The sequence below is a fragment of the Thermostichus sp. OS-CIW-31 genome (assembly GCF_054060305.1).
This window is the reverse complement of record NZ_JBSSDA010000002.1, coordinates 32893-51635: the sequence shown is the minus strand read 5'-3', so window position 1 is coordinate 51635 and position 18743 is coordinate 32893. Positions and strand designations below refer to the sequence as shown.

Annotated in this window: 14 protein-coding genes and 1 pseudogene; 12 read left to right on the top strand and 3 right to left on the bottom strand. The window is 61.4% G+C overall.

Going from position 1 to position 18743, the window contains the following annotated elements; all coding sequences use genetic code 11:
- Positions 1-15: 15 nt before the first annotated feature.
- Entirely contained in the window at positions 16-1662 is a 1647-nt protein-coding gene (gene murJ, locus ACVWY9_RS01680; protein WP_457387326.1) for a murein biosynthesis integral membrane protein MurJ, read from the top strand.
- On the opposite strand, the gene sigC is transcribed toward murJ, so the two are convergent.
- Positions 1659-2759, bottom strand: coding sequence for an RNA polymerase sigma factor SigC (gene sigC, locus ACVWY9_RS01675; RefSeq protein ID WP_414332157.1), 1101 nt, complete (start codon positions 2757-2759; stop codon positions 1659-1661). The genes murJ and sigC overlap by 4 nt on opposite strands.
- 614 nt (positions 2760-3373) lie before the next feature.
- On the opposite strand from sigC, the gene ACVWY9_RS01670 reads away from it, so the two are divergent.
- Positions 3374-3913 carry a cofactor assembly of complex C subunit B gene (locus ACVWY9_RS01670; protein WP_457387325.1) on the top strand — a complete coding sequence of 180 codons (540 nt, stop codon included), beginning with the start codon at positions 3374-3376 and terminating at the stop codon, positions 3911-3913.
- A 12-nt stretch (positions 3914-3925) separates the two neighbouring features.
- Here ACVWY9_RS01670 and mutS read toward each other — a convergent pair whose 3' ends face one another.
- Complete coding sequence (mutS, locus tag ACVWY9_RS01665) at positions 3926-6601, bottom strand: DNA mismatch repair protein MutS (protein WP_457387324.1); 2676 nt, start codon at positions 6599-6601, stop codon at positions 3926-3928.
- A 466-nt stretch (positions 6602-7067) separates the two neighbouring features.
- On the opposite strand from mutS, the gene ACVWY9_RS01660 reads away from it, so the two are divergent.
- The 6 genes and pseudogenes from ACVWY9_RS01660 (at position 7068) to ACVWY9_RS01635 (ending at position 14001) form a co-directional block, all read left to right on the top strand.
- On the top strand, positions 7068-8111 hold the full coding sequence (locus ACVWY9_RS01660; protein ID WP_011434271.1) for a FecCD family ABC transporter permease: 1044 nt from the start codon (positions 7068-7070) through the stop codon (positions 8109-8111).
- Positions 8108-8941: an ABC transporter ATP-binding protein gene (locus tag ACVWY9_RS01655; RefSeq protein WP_011434270.1), complete on the top strand. Its 834-nt coding sequence runs from the start codon at positions 8108-8110 to the stop codon at positions 8939-8941. The genes ACVWY9_RS01660 and ACVWY9_RS01655 overlap by 4 nt, the downstream gene beginning before the upstream one ends.
- Before the next feature lie 65 nt (positions 8942-9006).
- Positions 9007-11436 (top strand): TonB-dependent hemoglobin/transferrin/lactoferrin family receptor, encoded by a 2430-nt coding sequence (locus ACVWY9_RS01650; protein ID WP_457387323.1) that lies wholly within the window; start codon positions 9007-9009, stop codon positions 11434-11436.
- Between the two features lie 46 nt (positions 11437-11482).
- The gene (locus tag ACVWY9_RS01645) at positions 11483-12802 is read left to right on the top strand and encodes an energy transducer TonB (protein ID WP_414408478.1); all 1320 of its coding nucleotides are present in this window, start codon (positions 11483-11485) and stop codon (positions 12800-12802) included.
- A gap of 78 nt (positions 12803-12880) precedes the next feature.
- Positions 12881-13064 (top strand): annotated as a pseudogene (locus tag ACVWY9_RS01640) (hypothetical protein); the annotation flags it as partial.
- 49 nt (positions 13065-13113) lie between these two features.
- Positions 13114-14001, top strand: coding sequence for an ABC transporter substrate-binding protein (locus ACVWY9_RS01635; RefSeq protein ID WP_011434267.1), 888 nt, complete (start codon positions 13114-13116; stop codon positions 13999-14001).
- A 19-nt stretch (positions 14002-14020) separates the two neighbouring features.
- Here the strand turns inward: ACVWY9_RS01635 and ACVWY9_RS01630 are convergent, their stop codons facing one another.
- Positions 14021-14404, bottom strand: coding sequence for a hypothetical protein (locus ACVWY9_RS01630; protein WP_011434266.1), 384 nt, complete (start codon positions 14402-14404; stop codon positions 14021-14023).
- 92 nt (positions 14405-14496) lie between these two features.
- Between ACVWY9_RS01630 and rppA the strand changes: the two genes are divergently transcribed.
- The 4 genes from rppA to recF all read left to right on the top strand — a co-directional run bounded on the left by rppA (position 14497) and on the right by recF (position 18728).
- A complete protein-coding gene (gene rppA, locus ACVWY9_RS01625) occupies positions 14497-15186 on the top strand; it encodes a two-component system response regulator RppA (RefSeq protein WP_414355523.1) in 690 nt (229 codons plus the stop codon).
- 28 nt (positions 15187-15214) lie between these two features.
- Positions 15215-16675, top strand: a complete 1461-nt coding sequence (locus tag ACVWY9_RS01620; RefSeq protein ID WP_414343060.1) for a sensor histidine kinase — start codon at positions 15215-15217, stop codon at positions 16673-16675.
- A 49-nt stretch (positions 16676-16724) separates the two neighbouring features.
- Positions 16725-17417 carry a DNA-binding protein gene (locus tag ACVWY9_RS01615; RefSeq protein ID WP_457387322.1) on the top strand — a complete coding sequence of 231 codons (693 nt, stop codon included), beginning with the start codon at positions 16725-16727 and terminating at the stop codon, positions 17415-17417.
- 168 nt (positions 17418-17585) lie between these two features.
- A complete protein-coding gene (recF, locus tag ACVWY9_RS01610) occupies positions 17586-18728 on the top strand; it encodes a DNA replication/repair protein RecF (protein WP_457387409.1) in 1143 nt (380 codons plus the stop codon).
- The last annotated feature ends 15 nt before the right edge of the window (positions 18729-18743 follow it).

Here is an 18743-nt window from a genome sequence, read left to right as displayed (position 1 = left end):
GCAGGACACAAGGTAATGGAGGAGTCTGCCACTCAGGAAGAGATCCCTGGGGGATCTCCTTCAGCAGGGCCATCCCGTTCGTTGATGTCGGTGGCGGGCTTGGTGGCCGGGGCGACCTTGCTCAGTAAGGGCATAGGCTTTATTCGCCAAGCTTTGATTGCAGCAGTGTATGGCTCGGGGCCGGAGTACAGCGCCTTCGGGGTAGCCTACATCCTGCCCGGTTTTCTGTTGATTCTGCTGGGAGGGATCAACGGCCCTTTTCACAGCGCCATCGTCAGTGTCCTCAAAAAGCAGCGGGATCGGGACAGGGAGGATGCGGCTGCCTGGCTGGAATCCATTTCCACCTTGGTAGGCTGCCTGCTCCTGCTGGTCAGCTTGGGCCTTTGGTGGGGAGCGGACTGGGTGGTGCGCCTGAATGCGCCGGGAGCCAGCCCCGAAGTCCATGCTCTGGCCGCTGCGCAACTGCGGATCATGGCCCCTTTGGCCTTGCTCTCGGGGTGGATTGGCATCGGCTTTGGAGCGCTGAATGCTGCCGAACACTACGCCTTGCCTGCCCTTAGCCCGCTGATCTCCAGCTTGGCGGTGATCGGGATCCTGGTCACGCTGGGATGGACGGGGATCCCAACTTTGCTGGCCTGGGGCGTGCTCATCGGGGCCATTGCCCAATGGTTGGCCCAAGTTCCGCTCCAGATGCGGTTAGGGCTGGGGCGACCGCGCCTGCGCTTTGAGTGGGGATCCCCGCAGGTACGGGCGGTGGGCTTGCTGATGTTGCCGGCGGTGATCTCCTCCGGGATGATCCACATCAATGTTTATGTGGATCTGTTTTTTGCCTCTTTCGTACCTGGGGATCGCACCATCGGCAACTTGGGATATGCCCAGCTTCTGGTACAAACGCCGCTGGGGATCCTCTCCAACATGGTGCTGGTGCCCTTGATGCCTCTCTATGCCCAGTTGGCAGGGGATGGATCCCGTTGGCCGGAGCTGCGCCAGCGTATCCGCCAAGGGCTGATGCTTACGGCAATTGTGACCCTGCCCCTGTCGATGCTGTTGGTGGCTTTGGCCGAGCCCATTGTCCAAGTGGCCTACCAGCGGGGGCGCTTTACGCCGGAGGTGACACAAGAGGTGGCAGCCCTGCTCATGGCCTATGGTCTGGGGATGACCGGTTACCTGCTGCGGGATGTGCTGGTGCGGATCTTCTATGCCCTGGAGGATGGGGCTACGCCTCTGCGCATCAGCAGCATGGCCATTGGCCTGAATGCCCTTCTGGACTTCCTATTTTTGCAGGCTTTTGGAGCGCCGGGCATTGCCTTGGCCACGGCGGGGGTTAATCTGGTGGCGCTGATCGGTTTGGGAATCCAGCTGCACCGGCACCTGCCAGGGATCCCTTGGCAGGAGATGGGACAAGCCCTGCTGCCGTTGCTGGGGATCACCGTCTTGGCCGGGGGGCTCAGCCATTGGCTGTGGACCCAACTGCGCTCCTACGAGATTGTGGGGTCTCCCCTGCTCACCGCCATCATTTGGGCCGGGCTGGCCGCGGGTTTAGGTCTAAGCTTGTTCGCCGCCGGAGCTCTCTACCTGCGGATCCCAGAAGTGGAGTGGGCAGCAGCCCGACTGCGGAAACGGGTAGGACGCCGGGGGAGCCAGTGGGCAAGCCGGAACTAGCTGATAGCTTCCAGGTAATCTCGCACGCGGTTGCGCCGCTTCGGCTGACGCAGCTTCTGCAGGGCTTTGGCCTCAATTTGCCGCACCCGTTCCCGCGACAGATCCAAGGCGCGACCGATTTCCGCCAGCGAATAGGTGCGCCCATCCCCCAAGCCGAAACGCATGCGGATCACATCCCGCTCGCGGCTGGTGAGATCCGAGAGCAACTGCTGTAGATCGCGATGCAGAGCTTCCCGCATCATGGTCTCTTCTGGAGAAATGTCGTCAGTTTCCAGCAAATCCCCCAGTTCGGTGTCCTTGTCTTTGCCCACCTTGGTTTCCAGAGAAACCGAGCGGGGCACCCGTACCAACAGCTCGCGTACTTGAGGCGGCGTCATCTCCAACTCGGAGGCGATGTCTTCGATGGTGGGGGTGCGGCCCTTTTCCTGGGAGAGCTTGCGCTGCGCTTTTTTGATCTTGTTCAGCTTCTCGGTGATGTGAACGGGCAGGCGGATGGTGCGGCTTTGGGTGGCAATGGCGCGGGTAATGCCCTGCCGGATCCACCAGTAGGCGTAGGTGCTGAAGCGGTAGCCCTTTTTTGGGTCGAACTTTTCCACCGCCCGCTCTAGGCCCAGCGTACCCTCTTGGATCAGATCCAACAGCTCCAAGCCGCGGTTTTGGTACTTTTTCGCCACCGACACCACCAGGCGCAGGTTGGCCTTGATCATGTGTTCTTTGGCACGCTTGCCAATCCGCTGAATCTGCTGCAGCTTTTCAGGGGTCAGTTGCGCCCACTCGGGGTACTGGTTAGCCTTAGCCACCCATTCCGCAAGAGTGGGATCCCGTCCCAACTCTTTCTGCAAACGCAGACGCAAATCCAAGAGCTTCATGTAGTCTTGGACTTTTTGGGCCAGGGCCACCTCTTCATCGCGCCCCAAAAGAGGAACACGACCAATCTCCTGTAAATAGAGGCGCACCAGATCAGTGGAGCGGCGGGTTGGCTCCTCTTCCAGAAACTCGCCATCGGCCAGATCCACCTCTGCTTCTTCGGCAGCATCGAGGAGATCGGCGGGGCCATCCAACAAAATGTCGTTGAGTTCAGGTTCGTAGTTAGACATGTAGGGTGTTGCTGATGTAGCGACAGGGGTAGGCAGTTCAGTGGGCTGAGAGAGGAATGGTCAGTGATGTGGAGCAAGTTAAGCTTAAGTGTTCCCCAACGGTAACTTCGCGCCTGCTCAACGCCTTACAGCAGTCAGAGGAAATCATACATTGACCTCTTCCTCAACCGGACCTCCTGCCCATGCCCCATAGGGAAAGGCTGAAGTAGCAGTGGAGGGGTCACACGGAGAGCGTGAGCCCCTTATCATAACTTAATTATAGTTGCATTTCTCAGCCCAGAGACATGAGAGCCAGCGTAGGATCCCCCCAGTTCAACCGTCACCGCCACTGCGAAAAAGCGTATTGCCCTCAGGGTGAACCCAGCAGCTCGTCCTTGGGGGAAGTAACCCATCCATCCTAGAGGGTCTAAACTTCAAAGGTAGCGTGTAAATTGCTTTGCCTATTCCAATCTATTCGATTCTATTCGATGAACTGTTCCCATTCACCTATCCCACCCAGCTGTGGGGGAGCCAGACTCCCCGAACAGGTCAACCCACTTCCTCTGGGCGGACTGGGCTCTGCTCAGGCACTTGGGTTGGCCATAGCCCCGCTGACGGGGGAAAAGGTTTCAACCTTGGCGTTGACGACTCTGTTGGCCATCGGTCTATTCTTTTTCCTGCGAGCTTCGGGCAAAGATCGCGTTGAGACTCGCGTCTATCTCAGCAGTCGCAGCCTGGAAGAAATGGGATCCGCTCTACGGGAGCACTTGGAAGGGCGCGGCTATCGTCTCCAGTCCGCCGATGCCGAGGGGATCGCCACCTTTGCAGGGCAGGGTCAGGCTAGCGTGGGGCTGGCCCTTTTTTTGACGGGGCTGGCGGGGGCGGGGCTGGCCTGTTTGGTCTTGGTGCTGCAGACCCTTGAGCCGGGGTGGGGCGCTTGGCCTTGGATGTTGGTGCTGGCCTCCCCCTGGGCGGGTTGGTACTACTGGCGGCGCAACCAACGCCCGGAGCAAATCCGCCTGAAACTGCAGGAAGCCGACGAGGACTCTGTCCCGCTCTCGTCCTGGGAACGAACGCCAACGGCTTCTGGATCCCACCTATGGGTGGAGGGGCATCGGGATGAGCTGGATGGGCTGGCTGCAGCCCTGGGGTTGCAAGAACGGGATCTGGATTAGGGGTAGGGGAGTCTAAGGCCAATCGGGAGAGAGAGGTGCTGGGATCAAAGACAGTTGATCCCCAACGGCGGAATCGGGGCTGCGATTGGGAGCGGGCTCTTTTTTGCAGTTCTTCTGGGCAGGTTGGCTTTTTCCTTGGTTGCGCAGGCCCAGGCCGATGCGGCTGTGTTTTTCCACCAAGGCCAGCACCTGTTCGGCCCGCTGGATTACCGGCTGGGGCAGGCCGGCCATGCGTCCCACCTCGATGCCATAGGAGCGATCTGCCCCCCCCGGCTGCACCTGGTGCAGGAAGACAATGCGATCCGGCAGCTCTTTGACCACCACCTGGAAGTTGGCCACGTTGGGCAGCAGGGTCTCCAGTTGGTTGAGCTCGTGGTAGTGGGTGGCAAAGACAGTACGGGCCCGCACTTGGGTAGCCAGGTACTCTGCCACCGCCCAGGCAATGGAGAGGCCATCAAAGGTAGCAGTGCCGCGGCCAATCTCGTCCAAAAGCACCAGGGATCGCTCGCCGGCGTGGTTGAGGATGTTGGCGGTCTCGTTCATCTCCACCATGAAGGTGGACTGGCCGGTAGCCAGATCGTCCACAGCGCCAATGCGGGTAAATACGCGGTCGCAGAGGCCCAACTCTGCCCGCCGCGCGGGGACAAAGCTGCCCATCTGGGCCAGGATTTGGATGAGCCCAATTTGCCGCAGGTAAGTGGACTTGCCGGACATGTTGGGCCCGGTGAGGACGATCAAATCGGGGCCGTGGGGGGATCCCAGCTGCACCGAGTTGGGGACAAATAGGCCCTGAGGCAGGGATTTTTCCACCACCGGGTGGCGACCCTCCTCGATGATCAGCCGGCGGTCTGTTGTGAGGAGGGGACGGGTGTATCCCTGCTGCACTGCCACTTCCGCCAGGCCAAACAGAGCATCGACGGCAGCCAGGGTCTGGGCCACTTGGCGGATGGCTTCGGCCCGGGATCCTGCCTCTTGGCGCAACTGCACAAACAGCTCGTATTCCCGCTGGTTGATGTCGGTTTGGGCTGTGAGGATGCGGGCCTCTTTTTCTTTGAGCTCGGGGGTAATGAACCGCTCTTCGTTGGTCAGGGTTTGCTTGCGGATGTACTCTTTGGGGACTTGGTGGGCCTTGGCGCGGCTGATGCTGAGGTAGTAGCCGAAGGCTTTGTTGAAGCCCACCTTGAGAGTGGGGATCCCAGTGCGGTCGCGCTCGCTTTTTTCCAACTGGGCAACCCACTGGCGGTCTTGCTCCACCTGCTGCCGCAGCCTGTCCAGCTCGGGATCCACCCCGGGCCGGATCAGACCCCCTTCGGTAAGGATGGGCGGGGGCGAGGGCAGGAGGGTGTGCTCGATGCGGCGGCCCAGATCCACCAGGGCGGGATCCACTTGCTGTAGGCTCTGCAGGAGGGGGGTTTTGGCCTCAGCCACTAGCTCGGCCAGTTGGGGCAGTTTGCCCAAGGAGGATCCCAGGGCCACCAGCTCGCGTGGGTTGGCGGTGCCGGAGGCGACGCGGTTGGCCAGCCGCTCCAGGTCGTACAGAGAGTCCAGGAGGGATCCCAGGCGGGCCCGCAGAGAAGGGTTTTCCAAAAGCTCTTGGATGGTGTCTTGGCGAAGGCGGATTTGCTCCGAATCCCGCAAAGGCTGCATTAGCCAGCGCCGCAAAGTGCGCCCCCCCATGGCTGTGCGGCTGCGATCCAGCACCCAGAGCAGGGATCCCACAAAAGCCCCCTCTCGGATGGTCTGGGTCAGCTCCAAGTTGCGGCGGGTTTGGGGATCCAAGATGAGGTAATCCGTCAACTGATAGGTGCGAGGGGGACGCAGGAGCGGATGGCCCCCCTGAGGAGAGGGCTGCACTAGGTTCTTTTGCGTCTCCTCCAAATAGTGCAACAGCCCCCCCGCCGCTCGAATAGCTAGGGGCAGCCCCTCGCAGCCCAATCCCTCCAGAGAGCGCAGGCCGTAGGTTTGCATGAGGTTCTCCCGCGCCACCGCCAACTCGAAAGGCTCCGCTGGGCGCAGCGTATAGGCGTACTGGCCGGGTAGCCCCAAAGGCCCTTGGGGATCCCCTGGACGGATGAGGCCTAGTCCCAGCCCCTCCTCGGTGGGCAGCAAAACCTCTGCCGGCTGCAGCCGGGCCAGTTCCTGCTCCAGTTGCTCTTGCCCCTCGCTCTGACACACCCAGAACTCGCCGGTGGAGATATCCGCATAGGCTAGGCCCCAGCGGCAGGGAGCCTGCTTCGATCCTTTGAGCCGCACGACGGCTGCCAGGTAGTTGTTTTGCCGCGCCTGCAGCAGCTCCTCTTCGAGGACGGTGCCAGGGGTGATCACCCGCGTCACTTCCCGCCGCACCAAGCCCTTGGCCTGATCTGCCGGCTCCATCTGGTCGCAGACGGCCAGGGCATAGCCTTTGGCCACCAACTGGGCAGCGTAGCGGTCGAAAGCATGGTAAGGGATCCCGCACATGGGCACCCGCCCTATGGCCCCTGCTTCCCGCCCGGTGAGCACCAGCTCCAGCTCCCGCGACACCCGCTGGGCGTCCTGGAAGAACATCTCGTAGAAATCCCCCAGGCGGTAGAGCAAGATGGCATGGGGATACTGCCGCTTCAGCTCCACATAGTGCTGCATCATGGGGGTGAGCAGGGCGGGATCCACCTCTAAGGCATCCCAAGTAGGCTCGGCGGAAGAACTCATGGCATCAAAACGTGGGCAAGCAATGGGCTGAAGGTTCGGAGTCTAGCCAACTCGGGCCGACCAGCTTGGGCCATTCTAGATCCAGGTCTAGATGAAGTTTGAGACGTTTCCCCAGCCCTTCTCCCCTGATTCCCATTTCGCGGTTGGTTGCCATGACCTCGCTCAGGGTAGTTGGATCCCCCCTGAGGTAAGGCCGAGTGGCTGGGCAGAGGCGCTGCCCGGTCTTGTCCAAAAGCCCTGAAGCGCAAGAGGGAGAAATTTAGGCACAAGCTATTGAAACTGACTTGCAACATCCAAGAAGCCTTGCTATTCTAGCGACTACGTTTTGTTGAGTTTGACTTTCAATAAAGCTCGGGAGGGAGGCCTGGCCAACTTGGCTGAGTTTTCCATCCCGCCCTTGCGGGCGGAGGGGGTTTCTTGGCCTCAGAAGGCTCTCTTCCTGGGCAAAGCTCGAGAGGTTTTCCCGGTGCTGGTCGATCGCGAGTGTCCGTATACAGAGGTTGAGGGGGGCAGAGGCTGGGGGCAAAGAAAGCGGCTGCTCTCGCCAATCGGTTTGACCTGTTTGCTATTGAGTTTCATTTTCCTAGTACTTTTGGTCTCGATTGCTTTGGGATCCGTTCCCATGACTTTCCCAGAACTCTGGCAAGCCCTGTGGGGGCAGGGGGATCCCATTCGGCAGACGATTGTTTGGCAGTTGCGGCTGCCGCGGGCGCTCTTGGCCCAGTTGCTGGGGGCGGCTCTGGGGATGGCAGGGGCCCTGTTGCAGGGGATGCTGGGCAATGGGCTGGCGGATCCCTACCTGCTGGGCATTTCGGCGGGGGCGGGCCTGGCGGCGGTGGGGTTGCTCACCTTGGGAGAGTGGACGGCTTGGGTGCCCCTGGCCGCTTGGGTGGGCGGGGTGCTGACTACCGTGTTGGTGTACGGGTTGGCGCGTACTCCCTCGGGACTGGCGGTGGAGCGGCTGATCTTGGCGGGGGTGGCCGTCAGCGCCCTGTTTGGGGCCATTAGCTCCACCTTGTTGTTGATGGCAGATGACCGGGTGCAGGTGGCTCTCACCTGGTTGATCGGCAGCTTGAGCGGGCGGGGCTGGCCAGAGGTGCAGGTGGCCGGGGCGTATATCCTGGTCGGCTTGGGATTGGGATGGGGGCAGGCGCGGGCTTTAAACCTGCTGAGCTTGGGGGAAGAGATGGCGGTGAGCTTGGGGATCCCTCTGGCGCGGACGCGGGTGGTGATTGGTCTGGTGGCGGCTTGGCTGGCGGCAACCGCCGTCAGTGTGGGGGGGTTGATCGGCTTTGTCGGTTTGGTGGTGCCCCACATGGTGCGGCAGGGGGTGGGATCCGATTACCGCTGGCTGTTGCCCCTTTCTGCCTTGGCAGGGGCGACCCTGCTGAGCGGTGCCGACATCCTGAGCCGTTTGGGCCCGATAGAGCTGCCGGTGGGGATTGTCACCGCTGTGATGGGGGCTCCCTTTTTCGGCTGGCTGCTGCGGCAGCAGGGGGCGGGGCGATGAGAGAGCCCATCCTGCAGGTCGAGGACTTGAGCGGGGGCTACGGATCCCGGACGGTGGTGCGACAGGTGAGCTTCAGCGTGCAACAGGGGGAATGGCTGAGCATTGTCGGCCCCAATGGTTCCGGCAAATCGACGGTGCTGCGACTGTTGAGTCGGGTTCTGATTCCCCAAGCTGGGCGCGTGTACTTGGGCGGTCGGGATCTGCACGCTCAACTCACTCCAAAGCAGGTGGCCCGGCAGTTGGCTCTTTTGCCCCAGCAGCAGCGGCTCCCGGCAGGGCTAACGGTGCGGCAATTGGTGAGTCTGGGGCGTTCTCCCCACCAGCCCTGGTGGGCGTGGCAGTTGACGCCGGCGGATCGGCAGCGGGTGGAGTGGGCTCTGGAGCAAGCAGGACTGGGATCCCTGGCGCTGCGGCGGGTGGAAACCCTTTCGGGGGGCGAGCGGCAACGGGCTTTTCTGGCGTTGGCTTTGGTGCAGGAGCCGCAGGTGTTGCTGTTGGATGAGCCCACCACCTTTTTGGATCTGCGCCACCAACTGGAGCTGCTGGAGCTGTTGCAACGGCTGAAGCAGGAGCAGGGCCTGACGGTAGTTACGGTGCTGCACGACCTGAATTTGGCCATTCGCTACAGCGAGCAGATTGCCTTGCTGGGATCCGGCCAGATGCAGGCCCTGGGGTCTCCCTTGGCGGTGTTGACCCCCAGCCGGGTGCGACAGGTGTTTGGCCTGGAGGTGGAGTGGATCTCGACTCCGGTAGGGCCACAGCTTTGCCCCCTGCGCAGCACAGCTCCAGCGGCAGCAAGGCTCCTCTCCCTGCCGGTGTCAGGGTGCTGAGGGAGGGTTTGTCCGGTTTTGCAGTGAATTTTCCCTGTTGTGGATTTCGAGGAGCATGAGAGGTTATGCGCGTGAACGGTCGTTGGTGGCGGGTGGTGAGTTTGGGGTTGAGTTTGGGAGTGGGCTGGGGATCCCTGTCCCAGGCTCAGCCCAATGCCCGGATCCCTGATTCGACAACTCCGCCGCTGTTGGCCCAGGCCACCCCTGCACCGACCACCCTGCCAGAGCAGATTAGGGAGCTGAAGGCGCAAATCGAAGCTGCCCGCCAGCGGGGGGATCAGGCAGAGGTGGAGCGGCTACAGGCCGAGCTTCGGGCTCTCCAGCAGGAAGGCACGCCGATCTTTAACCTGCAACAGGTCACCGTAACCGGTACTCGCACCGAGCGCACCTTGGCCGACTCGCCCGCCAGCATTACCGTCATCGACCGGGAGCGGTTGCGGCGGGAGCTGCTTCAAAACATTCAGGATCTGGTGCGCTACGAGCCGGGGGTGAGCGTGCGGCGCAGCGTTCGCTACGGCCTGCAGGACTTCAACATCCGCGGCCTCGACGCCAACCGGGTGTTGATCCAGGTGGATGGGATCCGCCAGCCGGAGCGATTTTCCTTCGGCCCCTTCACCATTGGCCGGGATACCTTTGAGCTGGAGACCCTGAAAACTGTAGAAATTATCCGCGGCCCCGCCTCCACCCTCTACGGCAGCGACGCGCTGGGGGGTGTGGTGACCTATACCACCCTGGATCCAGCCGATCTGCTGGGGGAACGGGACAGCCATGTGGGCCTGTCCAGCCAGTACGACAGCAAAAACCAAGGGTACGTCAACACCCTCAGCTTGGCGGGTCGGCAGGATAACTTAGAGGCCCTGCTCATCTACACTCGCCGCGACGCCAGAGAGCCGGATATCCAGGCGGATCCCAGTTTCAAGGATCGGCAGACGGTGGAGGGAGACAATGTTCTGGCCAAGCTGGTCTATCGCTTCAGTCCCTTTGACAGCCTCACCCTGACGGCGGAATACTTCCACAACCGCACCACCACCACCTTTTCGCCCCGCAACCTGGATCCCGGCATCCGCTTTTTCAGGGAGACCATTGAGACCGAGCGCAGCCGCCTCAGTTTGGAATATCGCTACGCCAACCCCGATACCCCCGCTTTTGAGCTGGCCACCGTCCAGATCTACTACCAGCCGGCCCGCACCCAGGAGCCCAGCGTGGAAGAACGCACCCTCACGGTACAAGGTCGGCCCGTGCCTGTGCGTCGGGATACCTTCAACGAGCTGGTCAGCAACATTCTGGGAGCCAGCGTACAGGCCCAGAGCCGCTTCCAAACCGGGGATCTCTCCCACCGCTTGGTGTATGGAATGGAGATCTCCACCACCCGCAACGAACGTCCCCGCAACCGCTTCCAAACCAACCTGCTGACCGGGGCAGTCACCCAAAACATCCCCCCGGACACTTTTCCCACCAAAGATTTTCCCGACTCCGATACCGTGCGCTTTGGGCTGTATTTGCAAGATGAGATCGACTTTGGGGGCGGCAACTTTACCCTCATCCCCGGCATCCGCTACGACACCTACCGCCTCACCCCCAGCCCTGACGAAGCCTTCTTGAAAAGTGGGGCAGAAGCCGCCAGCCTGTTTGCCGATGCCATTTCTCCCAAGGTGGGCCTGGTGTGGAGGATTAATCCCAACCTCACCTTTACGGCCCAGTACAACACCGGTTTTCGGGCCCCTCAGTACAACGAAATCAACAGCGGCTTCACCAACCTGGTCAGCCCCTTCTTCCGCTACCGCACCCTTTCCAATCCCAACTTGCGACCGGAAACCAGCCAAGGCTTTGAAGTGGGGTTGCGGGGGATCTACCCCCAGGCCAGCTTTAGCTTGGCCGCCTACTACAACACCTACAACGACTTTATCGAGGCTTTCCGGGAGGTGGGATCCGAGCCTTCACCCCCCAGCCCGCCAGGGAGCCCGCCACCTCCACCGGTGACTCTCTTTCAGAGCCAGAACGTCAGTCGGGCCCGCATCTATGGTGTAGAAGCCACCGGGCAGTACTTCTTCAGCCCCGATTTGACCGGCTGGAGCCTCAATGGCAGCTTTGCCTGGGCGGTGGGGGACAACCTCACCGAAAACAAACCCCTCCTTTCCATTGAGCCACTGACGGCAGTACTGGGACTGCACTACGACGATCCCAGCCAGATCTGGGGAGCCAGGTTGGTGGCCACGCTGGTGGCGGATCCCCGCGACCCGCAACGGGAGGTAGTGCAACCGAACCCCAACGCTCCACCTCAAATTCCGTTTGTGCCCAAGGGCTACACCGTGGTGGATCTGCTGGGCTACTACAACCTGGACGACAACTGGCAATTGAATTTCGGGGTGTTCAATCTCTTTGATGAAAAGTATTTTCTCTACTCCGAAACCCGCTCTCTCTTTGTCGGCCCTGAAGTGGAACGGCGGGCCCAGCCGGGACGGCATGCTGCGCTCAGTTTTTCCACCCGGTTTTAGGGGCCAAGACCTGAGGCCGTGTTTACTCTGGATCCTGCTCTAACCGATGCTTGCCGAGCCACCTGCCCGCACCCCCAAGGGATCCCTCTCTCTTCTTCGGAAGTCCTGTCCCCAGCTTTTGTGGCGACTGCAGGGGTGGTATTGGCAGCAGGCGGGCATGGCCTGGGAGGCGGGGCTGGCTTGGTTGGCGTTGTGGCTTTGGGCTGGCGCAAGAGAGAGCGGCTGGCTGGAGTGTGCCGAGGAGCTGCTGCAAGAGGCTTGGGTGGCCGGCTATAGCTGGGCTGCCCTCTGGACAGCTTGCCAGGAGGGGGAAGATCCGCCGGGGACCGTCCTCCACCTGCGAGCCAGGGATCCCCGACCGCTGCGCCGGGAGGGGTTGATTTCCCTCCTCTTGCACCTGATGGCGCTGCTGGGGCTGGCTTGGTGGGGATCCCGGCCTTTATCAGACGCAGAACTCCGGATCCCAGTCACGCTTTTGCTGGAGGATCCCGAGCCACAGTTGCTCGAACCGGATTCAGAATCCATAGAATCTCTCCCACCAGAGCCAACAGCAGAGCCGCCCGGCCCGGCCCCGGAATCGCCCCCTGCAGACGATCTATCCCCACCGGAGCCTGTGCCCCAAGAGATCGAGATGCCAGCCATCCCGGAGGCTGAATCTTTGCTGGCCCTGCAAACTCCGACCCCTACGCCTCCACCGACCCCTACACCCATTCCCACGGCAAAGCCAGAACCCACCCCTACTCCTCCACTGACCCCATTACCGACAGCTACCCCGCAACCCACTCCTCCGCCACAACAGCCCACCCCAACTCCGGCGGTTACCCCCACCTCTACAGCGACTCCACTCACCTCCGCCCCGGTTACCTCAAGCACCCCTCTGCCCCGCTTTACCCCCTTGATCCAAGGGATCCGTTCCAGCGTAAAGACTGCCGCCGCTCCGCCTTCCCCCGGCAGCGAGAGCAGATTGGGGCCAAGGGATCCTGAAACTGGGACACCTGGCGGTATAGGTGCAGCCCAACCCCATTCCTCTGCCCCAACACCTGCCACCCCCAGTTCCTCCCCACCGACAGTGGCTGCCAACCCCCAGCCGGACATCCTGGCCCGCCCGATCCCCGGTCGCAATCCTCCGCCCCCCTACCCTCCTCAAGCTCGCCGTCTCGGCCAACAGGGGCAGGTGCTGCTGCGGGCCAAGGTCAATGCCCAGGGGCAGGTGCAGCAGGTGGAGATCGCCTCTTCCAGTGGGTTTCCCGCCCTGGATAGGGCAGCGCAGGAGGCGGTGCAGCGGTGGGAATTCAGCCCGGCCTTGAGAAACAACGCCCCCATCGAGTCTTGGGTGGTGGTGCCCATCCAGTTCACCCTCAATTGATTGCTGTTTGGGAATTGTTTTGGAGCATGACTCTAGTCAATAATAAGCTCAACTATACTGAAAATAATGTATAATATGTTCAGTACGGATTACTACCAGTTGATCTTTCTGTTTACTTTCGAGTCTGCCAACATGGTAGCCAAAGCAAAGCAGAAAATTGGTAGTAAGACGACACGGAAACTGCGCTTTGGGTATTCTACTCAAAGCTTTGCGGGATACCGCCATTCTGGTTGGAAACAAACAGAATGCTATCGCTGCATAGTTGAACAGTGATGTTCAGCAGTGTTCAGCGTAAATGTATCAGATTGTCTATGCTGTCTCGTCTTTCTCGCCGTCAACTGTTCGCCTTTGGTCTGGCCAGCGTGGGGGCCTGGGGAATGGGGCGTTTGGCCCAAGCCCAAGGTCGGATCCCTCAGGAGCCACTCCTGTCAGCGAGACAGAGTCCTTTTCGTCGGGTAGCCAGCCTCACCACCTTGACTGCCGATATCCTCTATCGCTTGGCCCCCGATAGGTTGGTGGGGATCCCTGCCGGTCGTTTGTTGGAGGAGGATCCCCGCTTCCAAGGCTTGACCCGCCTGGGGCTGGGCAACCAACCCAACCTGGAGCAGCTTGTGGCCCTACAACCGGACTGGGTGGTGGGGGCCAGTGGCTTTCACGAGGCTCTGGCAGAACGGCTGCAGGAGCTGGGGATCCCCACCTACCTCACCCGCGTGGACAGTTGGGCTGCTTTGGAAGAGACGATTGCCACCCTGGCTGCTGCTTTGGGGGCGGATCCCGATCCCTTGCTGCGGCAGTATGGATCCCTTTTGCCCCAGGAACTGCCCCGCGTTCGACCCAAAACCTTGCTCTTGGTGGGCACCCAGCCGATTCTTTCTCCCAACCGGCAAAGCTGGGCCGGGGATCTGCTGGAACGCTTTGGCGCGGACAATCTCACCGCTACCTTGCAAAGCCAAGGGCCTTTTCGGGGCTACGTCACCCTTTCGGCAGAGCGCATCCTGGAAGCCAACCCAGAAGTTCTGCTGGTGGTCAACCCGGAGGCGGCGGATCCCTTGGCGTTTTTCCGTTCCCGCCCCTTTTGGAATCGGTTGCAAGCCGTCCAAACTGGGAAAGTTTATGGATTTGACTACTACGGCTTGGTCAATCCCGGTAGCTTGGAGAAAATTAGAGTTGCCTGCGAGCAGTTAGCCCGCATTTTTTGAACGGACTTGGAGTGTCTCTCTAGTCCAAGCTATAGCGGGTCAGGCGCTGCACTTGCTCGGGAGCAAGGCCAAGCTCTTGGGCAATCTGAGCCGACACCTGGTCTGGATCCAGTTGTGGAAATTCAAATTCCAGCTTGCGCAGGTGGGGATTGGTGGTAGTCACCTCCACCTTGGTGTAGCCACGGGAGCGGCGGATCTCCGCCTGAATGGAAAGAATATCCAGGGCCAAGGTGGCTTGTTGCTGGCTGCGAATCGCCAAAGGTTGCTCTAGCCGGCGAGGACGGCTCAGCGCTTGGCCCGTCACCCACTCTCCCCCCGCCACAAAAAGAAGCCCTGCCAAGGGCAGCACCAGCCAAAAATCAAACCCTAGATCTTGCCACCGATGGATTTTGGGCCACCCCACCGTTGTTCTCTCCCTTGCAGAGGGCTATTTCCGTGATCCATCCTAGCCTGGGCAGTGGGAACTGGCCGTCTTGGTCAACGGCGCACAGGACGATGCGAATTTTGCTGGTGGAGGACGACCCGGAACAGTTGGAGCCTTTACAGGCTGCCCTGTCCAAGTGCGGCCACGTGGTTGACTGTGCCAAGGAAGGGGAGATGGCTGCCTGGCTGATGGAGGAGAAAGCCTATGATCTCCTGATTTTGGATTGGATGCTGCCGGGGCCAAGCGGGATCCAGCTCTGTCGGCAATACCGCCAATCGGGGGGATGTGCGCCGGTGCTGATGTTAACTGCCAAAGACGCAACATCGGATGTGGTGCAGGGGTTGGATGCGGGGGCGGACGACTATTTGGTCAAGCCGGTGGATCTGGTGGAGCTGCTGGCACGGGTGCGGGCTTTGGGACGCCGTTCCCCCCAATGGCAAGGAGACAGCCTCAGCCTGGGATCCCTGCACTTGCACTTGGCCAGCCTGACCCTAGAGCGGCAGGGGAGGCAGGTACAGCTTTCGGGCAAGGAGTTTCAATTGATGGAATACCTGATGCGCCATCCCAACCAGGTGCTCAGTCGGGGCCAGATCGAGCAGGCGGTGTGGGAATGGGGCTGTGAGCCGGAGAGCAATGCCGTGGCTGCGTTGGTGCGGCGGTTGCGGCTACGGTTAAAAGAGGTGGAGGCCCAAGATTGGCTGGAATCGGTGTATGGCCAGGGGTACCGGCTGCGCATAGCCTCTCCAGAAGAGAACCCATGAAAGCAGTTTCTAGGGGGTGGCGATGGAGGTGAAAAGAGCTGAACACAAGCATTCTCTCCCATGGCTGGGCTGGAACTGGGTTTCCCTGGCACACCCCCTTCAGCCGCACCTGGGGCAGAAGGCTGCGACAAGAGGGACGGGATCCCTGGTGTTTCACCACAGCCGCCGTCGCTTGGCCCGCAGCTTTGCCGGGGTCATGGGGGGGATCCTGCTGGTGTTTGCCGCCGTCTTCTACCGCTTGGAAGTGGAGAACCAGTTGCAGGCTTTTGACGAGGAGCTGCAGGTTCAGGCCGGGATCATGGCGGCAGCCATTAAGTACGAGCTGCGCCAGGGGCAGTGGCGGTTGGTGTTGAACGAGGTGCCCTTTTTGGGGGGGAAAACCCAACCCCTCGACCATCACTTGGCCTATGTGCGCTGGTTCGATCCTGCTCCCGGCACCGGAAGGGAAAGCTTGGGATCCCTGCGCCAGTACACGGGATCCCGGCCTCCTCTGGAGCTGTTTGACTTGGATGGCCCGCCTCACCATCTCCAACTGGGTTTCCAAACGGTGGAAGGAGAGAGCGGCTTACTGTTGCGCCAGCTCACGCTGCCGGTGCAGCAGGAGGAAAAGCTACTGGGCTACTTGCAACTGGCGGTGCCCCTGGAACCGCTGCAACTTACCCTGGGTCGCTTGCGCTGGGGGTTGGGGATCGGGATCCCGCTGACGCTGGCGTTGATCGGCGGGGCCGGCTGGATCTTGGGGGGGCTGGCGATGCAGCCGATTCGTCGCTCCTACGAGCAGTTGCAACGCTTCACTGCCGATGCTTCCCACGAGTTGCGCGCCCCCCTGGCCGCCCTGATGAGCAATGCTCAAATGGCTCTGCTGGCCCCGGAACAAGCTCAACCTCGCCTGGAAAAGGTGGTGAGCGGTGCCCGCCGCCTCAGCGTGCTGATCGATACCTTGCTGCAGTTGGCCCGCCAGCAGGGATCCCTGCCCCTGGAGGATCTGCCGCTTCTGAATTTGCGAGCGCTGTTGCAGGAGCTGAGCGAGCAATACCGCCCCCAAGCTGAGGCCCTTGGCCTTCACTGGCAATGCCACCTGCCTGAGACGGATCTTTCTGGGGGTTGGCTTGTGCGGGGGAACGCTGCCCTGCTGCGGCAGGCCATCGAGAACCTACTGCGCAATGCCCTGCAGTACACCCCTGCAGGCGGCACAGTGCAGGTGAGCCTGGAAAGCCAGCGCCAGCGCGCTTACCTCCACGTCAAGGATACAGGCATTGGCATTCCCCCCGAGCATCTGCCCCATCTGTTTGAGCGGTTTTACCGGGTGGATGAAACCCGTGCTCGCCATACGGGTGGGTTCGGTCTGGGCCTGGCCTTGGCCCAGCAGATCGTCACCGCCCATCGGGGATCCCTGCGAGTGGCCAGCCAAGTGGGAGAGGGATCGATATTTACGGTAGAGCTGCCCTTGTCATCTTCACGTCATTTTTCTCCGCCATTCTCAAGATGAGCCGCGATAACCCAAACCGGCTTGTCCTGTCGATTGGAGTCTATGACCAATGACGATTCGTTCCTCTTTTGCTCGCGCTCTGGGTTGTTCTCTGCCGATTTTGGTTCTGCTCACCCCCCTGGTGCTGGGATCCCCGGCGCAAGCCCAGCGGGGCAGACGCTCTGCTCCTAAAGCCACAGCTCCCCTTCAGGTACAGCCAACTTGGCAGCGCCCGTGGGATCTTGAGCGAGCCAGCCGCGATCTGGCTAAGGCGCAGCGACACCTGGCCGAAGCCAGCTTCCTCTCTCAGCGGGGGTCTTCCCCAGAGGCTGCCCGCCTTTTGGAACACGGCCAGGAGAGTTTCACCAACGCCCAAGCCTCAATTGAGGCAGGGAATTTCTTCGCCGCCCGCGAGCAGGCCAAAGCAGCGGAAAACTTAGCCAAAGCAGCCAAAGTTCTCTATGAGGCGGAGCTGGGTTTTATGGGCCGCCCTGGCCGTTCCTTCTTCGAGGCCCCTTTCCGGGCTCAGGAGTACCTCAGCCGGCTGCAAGCGGAGATGGCCTTCGCCAACATCAACTCCGGCAGCGTCTCTGACCTGCAGAATCAAGCGCAGGAGCTGTTGAGCGACGTAAGTACGGATCCCAGCAGCTACACCTTCGCCGACTACAGCCGTAGCAAAGCTGCCCGCTACTCCGCCCGCGCTGCCCTACACCTGTTGGCGGCTGAGCGCCTCGGGGGGATGACTACCCTGACTAGGCGCTGATCTGGCCTACCCGGAACTGGGGATAGAAGGGATCCCTGCTGGCTGAGTTTCCGGGGTTAACCCCTCTATCTTCTCTGGCCCCTGCTGGAGTTGGGTTAAAGTGAAAGCCCCCAGAGCGGGGGCTGTTCTTCTCGAATACTGACTGATCGCGTCTTTACATCTCCCTTGGTGTACCTGCGTTTCCTGCACCTGCGCCACTTTCGCAACTACCGGGAGCAAGAGATCACCTTTGACGCGCCCAAAACCATCCTGGTGGGGGAGAACGCCCAGGGCAAGACCAACCTGCTGGAAGCGGTGGAGCTGTTGGCCACCTTGCGCTCGCGGCGGGCCAGCCGGGATCGGGAGCTGGTATACCAAGAGGAGCGACAAGCCCAGATTGCCGCCACGGTTGAACGGCTGGGTGTGGCCCATGAGCTGGTGATGGAGCTGCGCAGCAGCGGCAGGCGATCCCTGAAGGTGGACGGGCAGGTGCTGCGCCGCCAGGTGGACTTTTTGGGACAGGTGAATGCCGTGGTGTTCTCCAGCCTGGATCTGGAGCTGGTGCGAGGGGGGCCAGAGGCGCGGCGCAATTGGTTGGATGGGGTGTTGCTGCAGCTGGAGCCAGCTTACCTCGGCCTGGTGGAGCAGTATCGCCAGATCCTCAAGCAGCGCAACGCCCTACTGAAGCAGGATCCCGCGGCTGCCGGCGACAAGTTCTCGCAGATGGCCTTCTGGGATGCCCAACTGGCCACCACCGGTAGCCGAATTATGCGCCGCCGCGCCCGGCTGCTGCAACGGCTGGAACCCCTGGCCGCCCGCTGGCACCAAACCATCAGCGGCGGACGGGAGACCCTCACCCTCACCTATCGACCCCAGGTGCCCCTGCCGGATCCCCAGGCCGATCCCGAGGTGGCTCAGGCCCAATTTTTGACGGAGCTCCGCGCCAAGGCCGCCGCCGAACAGGCCCTGGGCACTTCCCTGGTCGGCCCCCACCGGGACGAGGTGGAGCTGTGCATCAACGGAGCCGCCGCCCGCGCCTATGGATCCCAAGGCCAGCAGCGCACTCTGGTTTTGGCTCTGAAATTGGCGGAGCTGGAGCTGATCGAGCAGGTGGTCAGGGATCCGCCCTTGCTGCTCTTGGACGATGTGCTGGCCGAGCTGGATCTGCAGCGGCAAAACCAGCTCTTGGAAGCCATTCAGGAGCGCGTGCAAACCTTGGTTACCACCACCCATCTGGGATCCTTCGACGCCAGCTGGCTCAAGGCCGCCCAAATCCTTCAGGTGCAAGGGGGGCAGCTTTTTCCCAGCAAAACAGGGGATGGGATCCCGTAGGGCAGGCCGGAGCTC

Coding starts and splice junctions, on each gene's coding strand:
- murJ (WP_457387326.1), top strand. CDS start 16: ATGGAGGAGTCTGCCACTCAGGAAGAGATCCCTGGGGGATCTCCTTCA.
- sigC (WP_414332157.1), bottom strand. CDS start 2,759: ATGTCTAACTACGAACCTGAACTCAACGACATTTTGTTGGATGGCCCC.
- mutS (WP_457387324.1), bottom strand. CDS start 6,601: ATGAGTTCTTCCGCCGAGCCTACTTGGGATGCCTTAGAGGTGGATCCC.
- ACVWY9_RS01655 (WP_011434270.1), top strand. CDS start 8,108: ATGAGAGAGCCCATCCTGCAGGTCGAGGACTTGAGCGGGGGCTACGGA.
- ACVWY9_RS01650 (WP_457387323.1), top strand. CDS start 9,007: ATGCGCGTGAACGGTCGTTGGTGGCGGGTGGTGAGTTTGGGGTTGAGT.
- ACVWY9_RS01645 (WP_414408478.1), top strand. CDS start 11,483: ATGCTTGCCGAGCCACCTGCCCGCACCCCCAAGGGATCCCTCTCTCTT.
- ACVWY9_RS01635 (WP_011434267.1), top strand. CDS start 13,114: ATGCTGTCTCGTCTTTCTCGCCGTCAACTGTTCGCCTTTGGTCTGGCC.
- rppA (WP_414355523.1), top strand. CDS start 14,497: ATGCGAATTTTGCTGGTGGAGGACGACCCGGAACAGTTGGAGCCTTTA.
- ACVWY9_RS01615 (WP_457387322.1), top strand. CDS start 16,725: ATGACGATTCGTTCCTCTTTTGCTCGCGCTCTGGGTTGTTCTCTGCCG.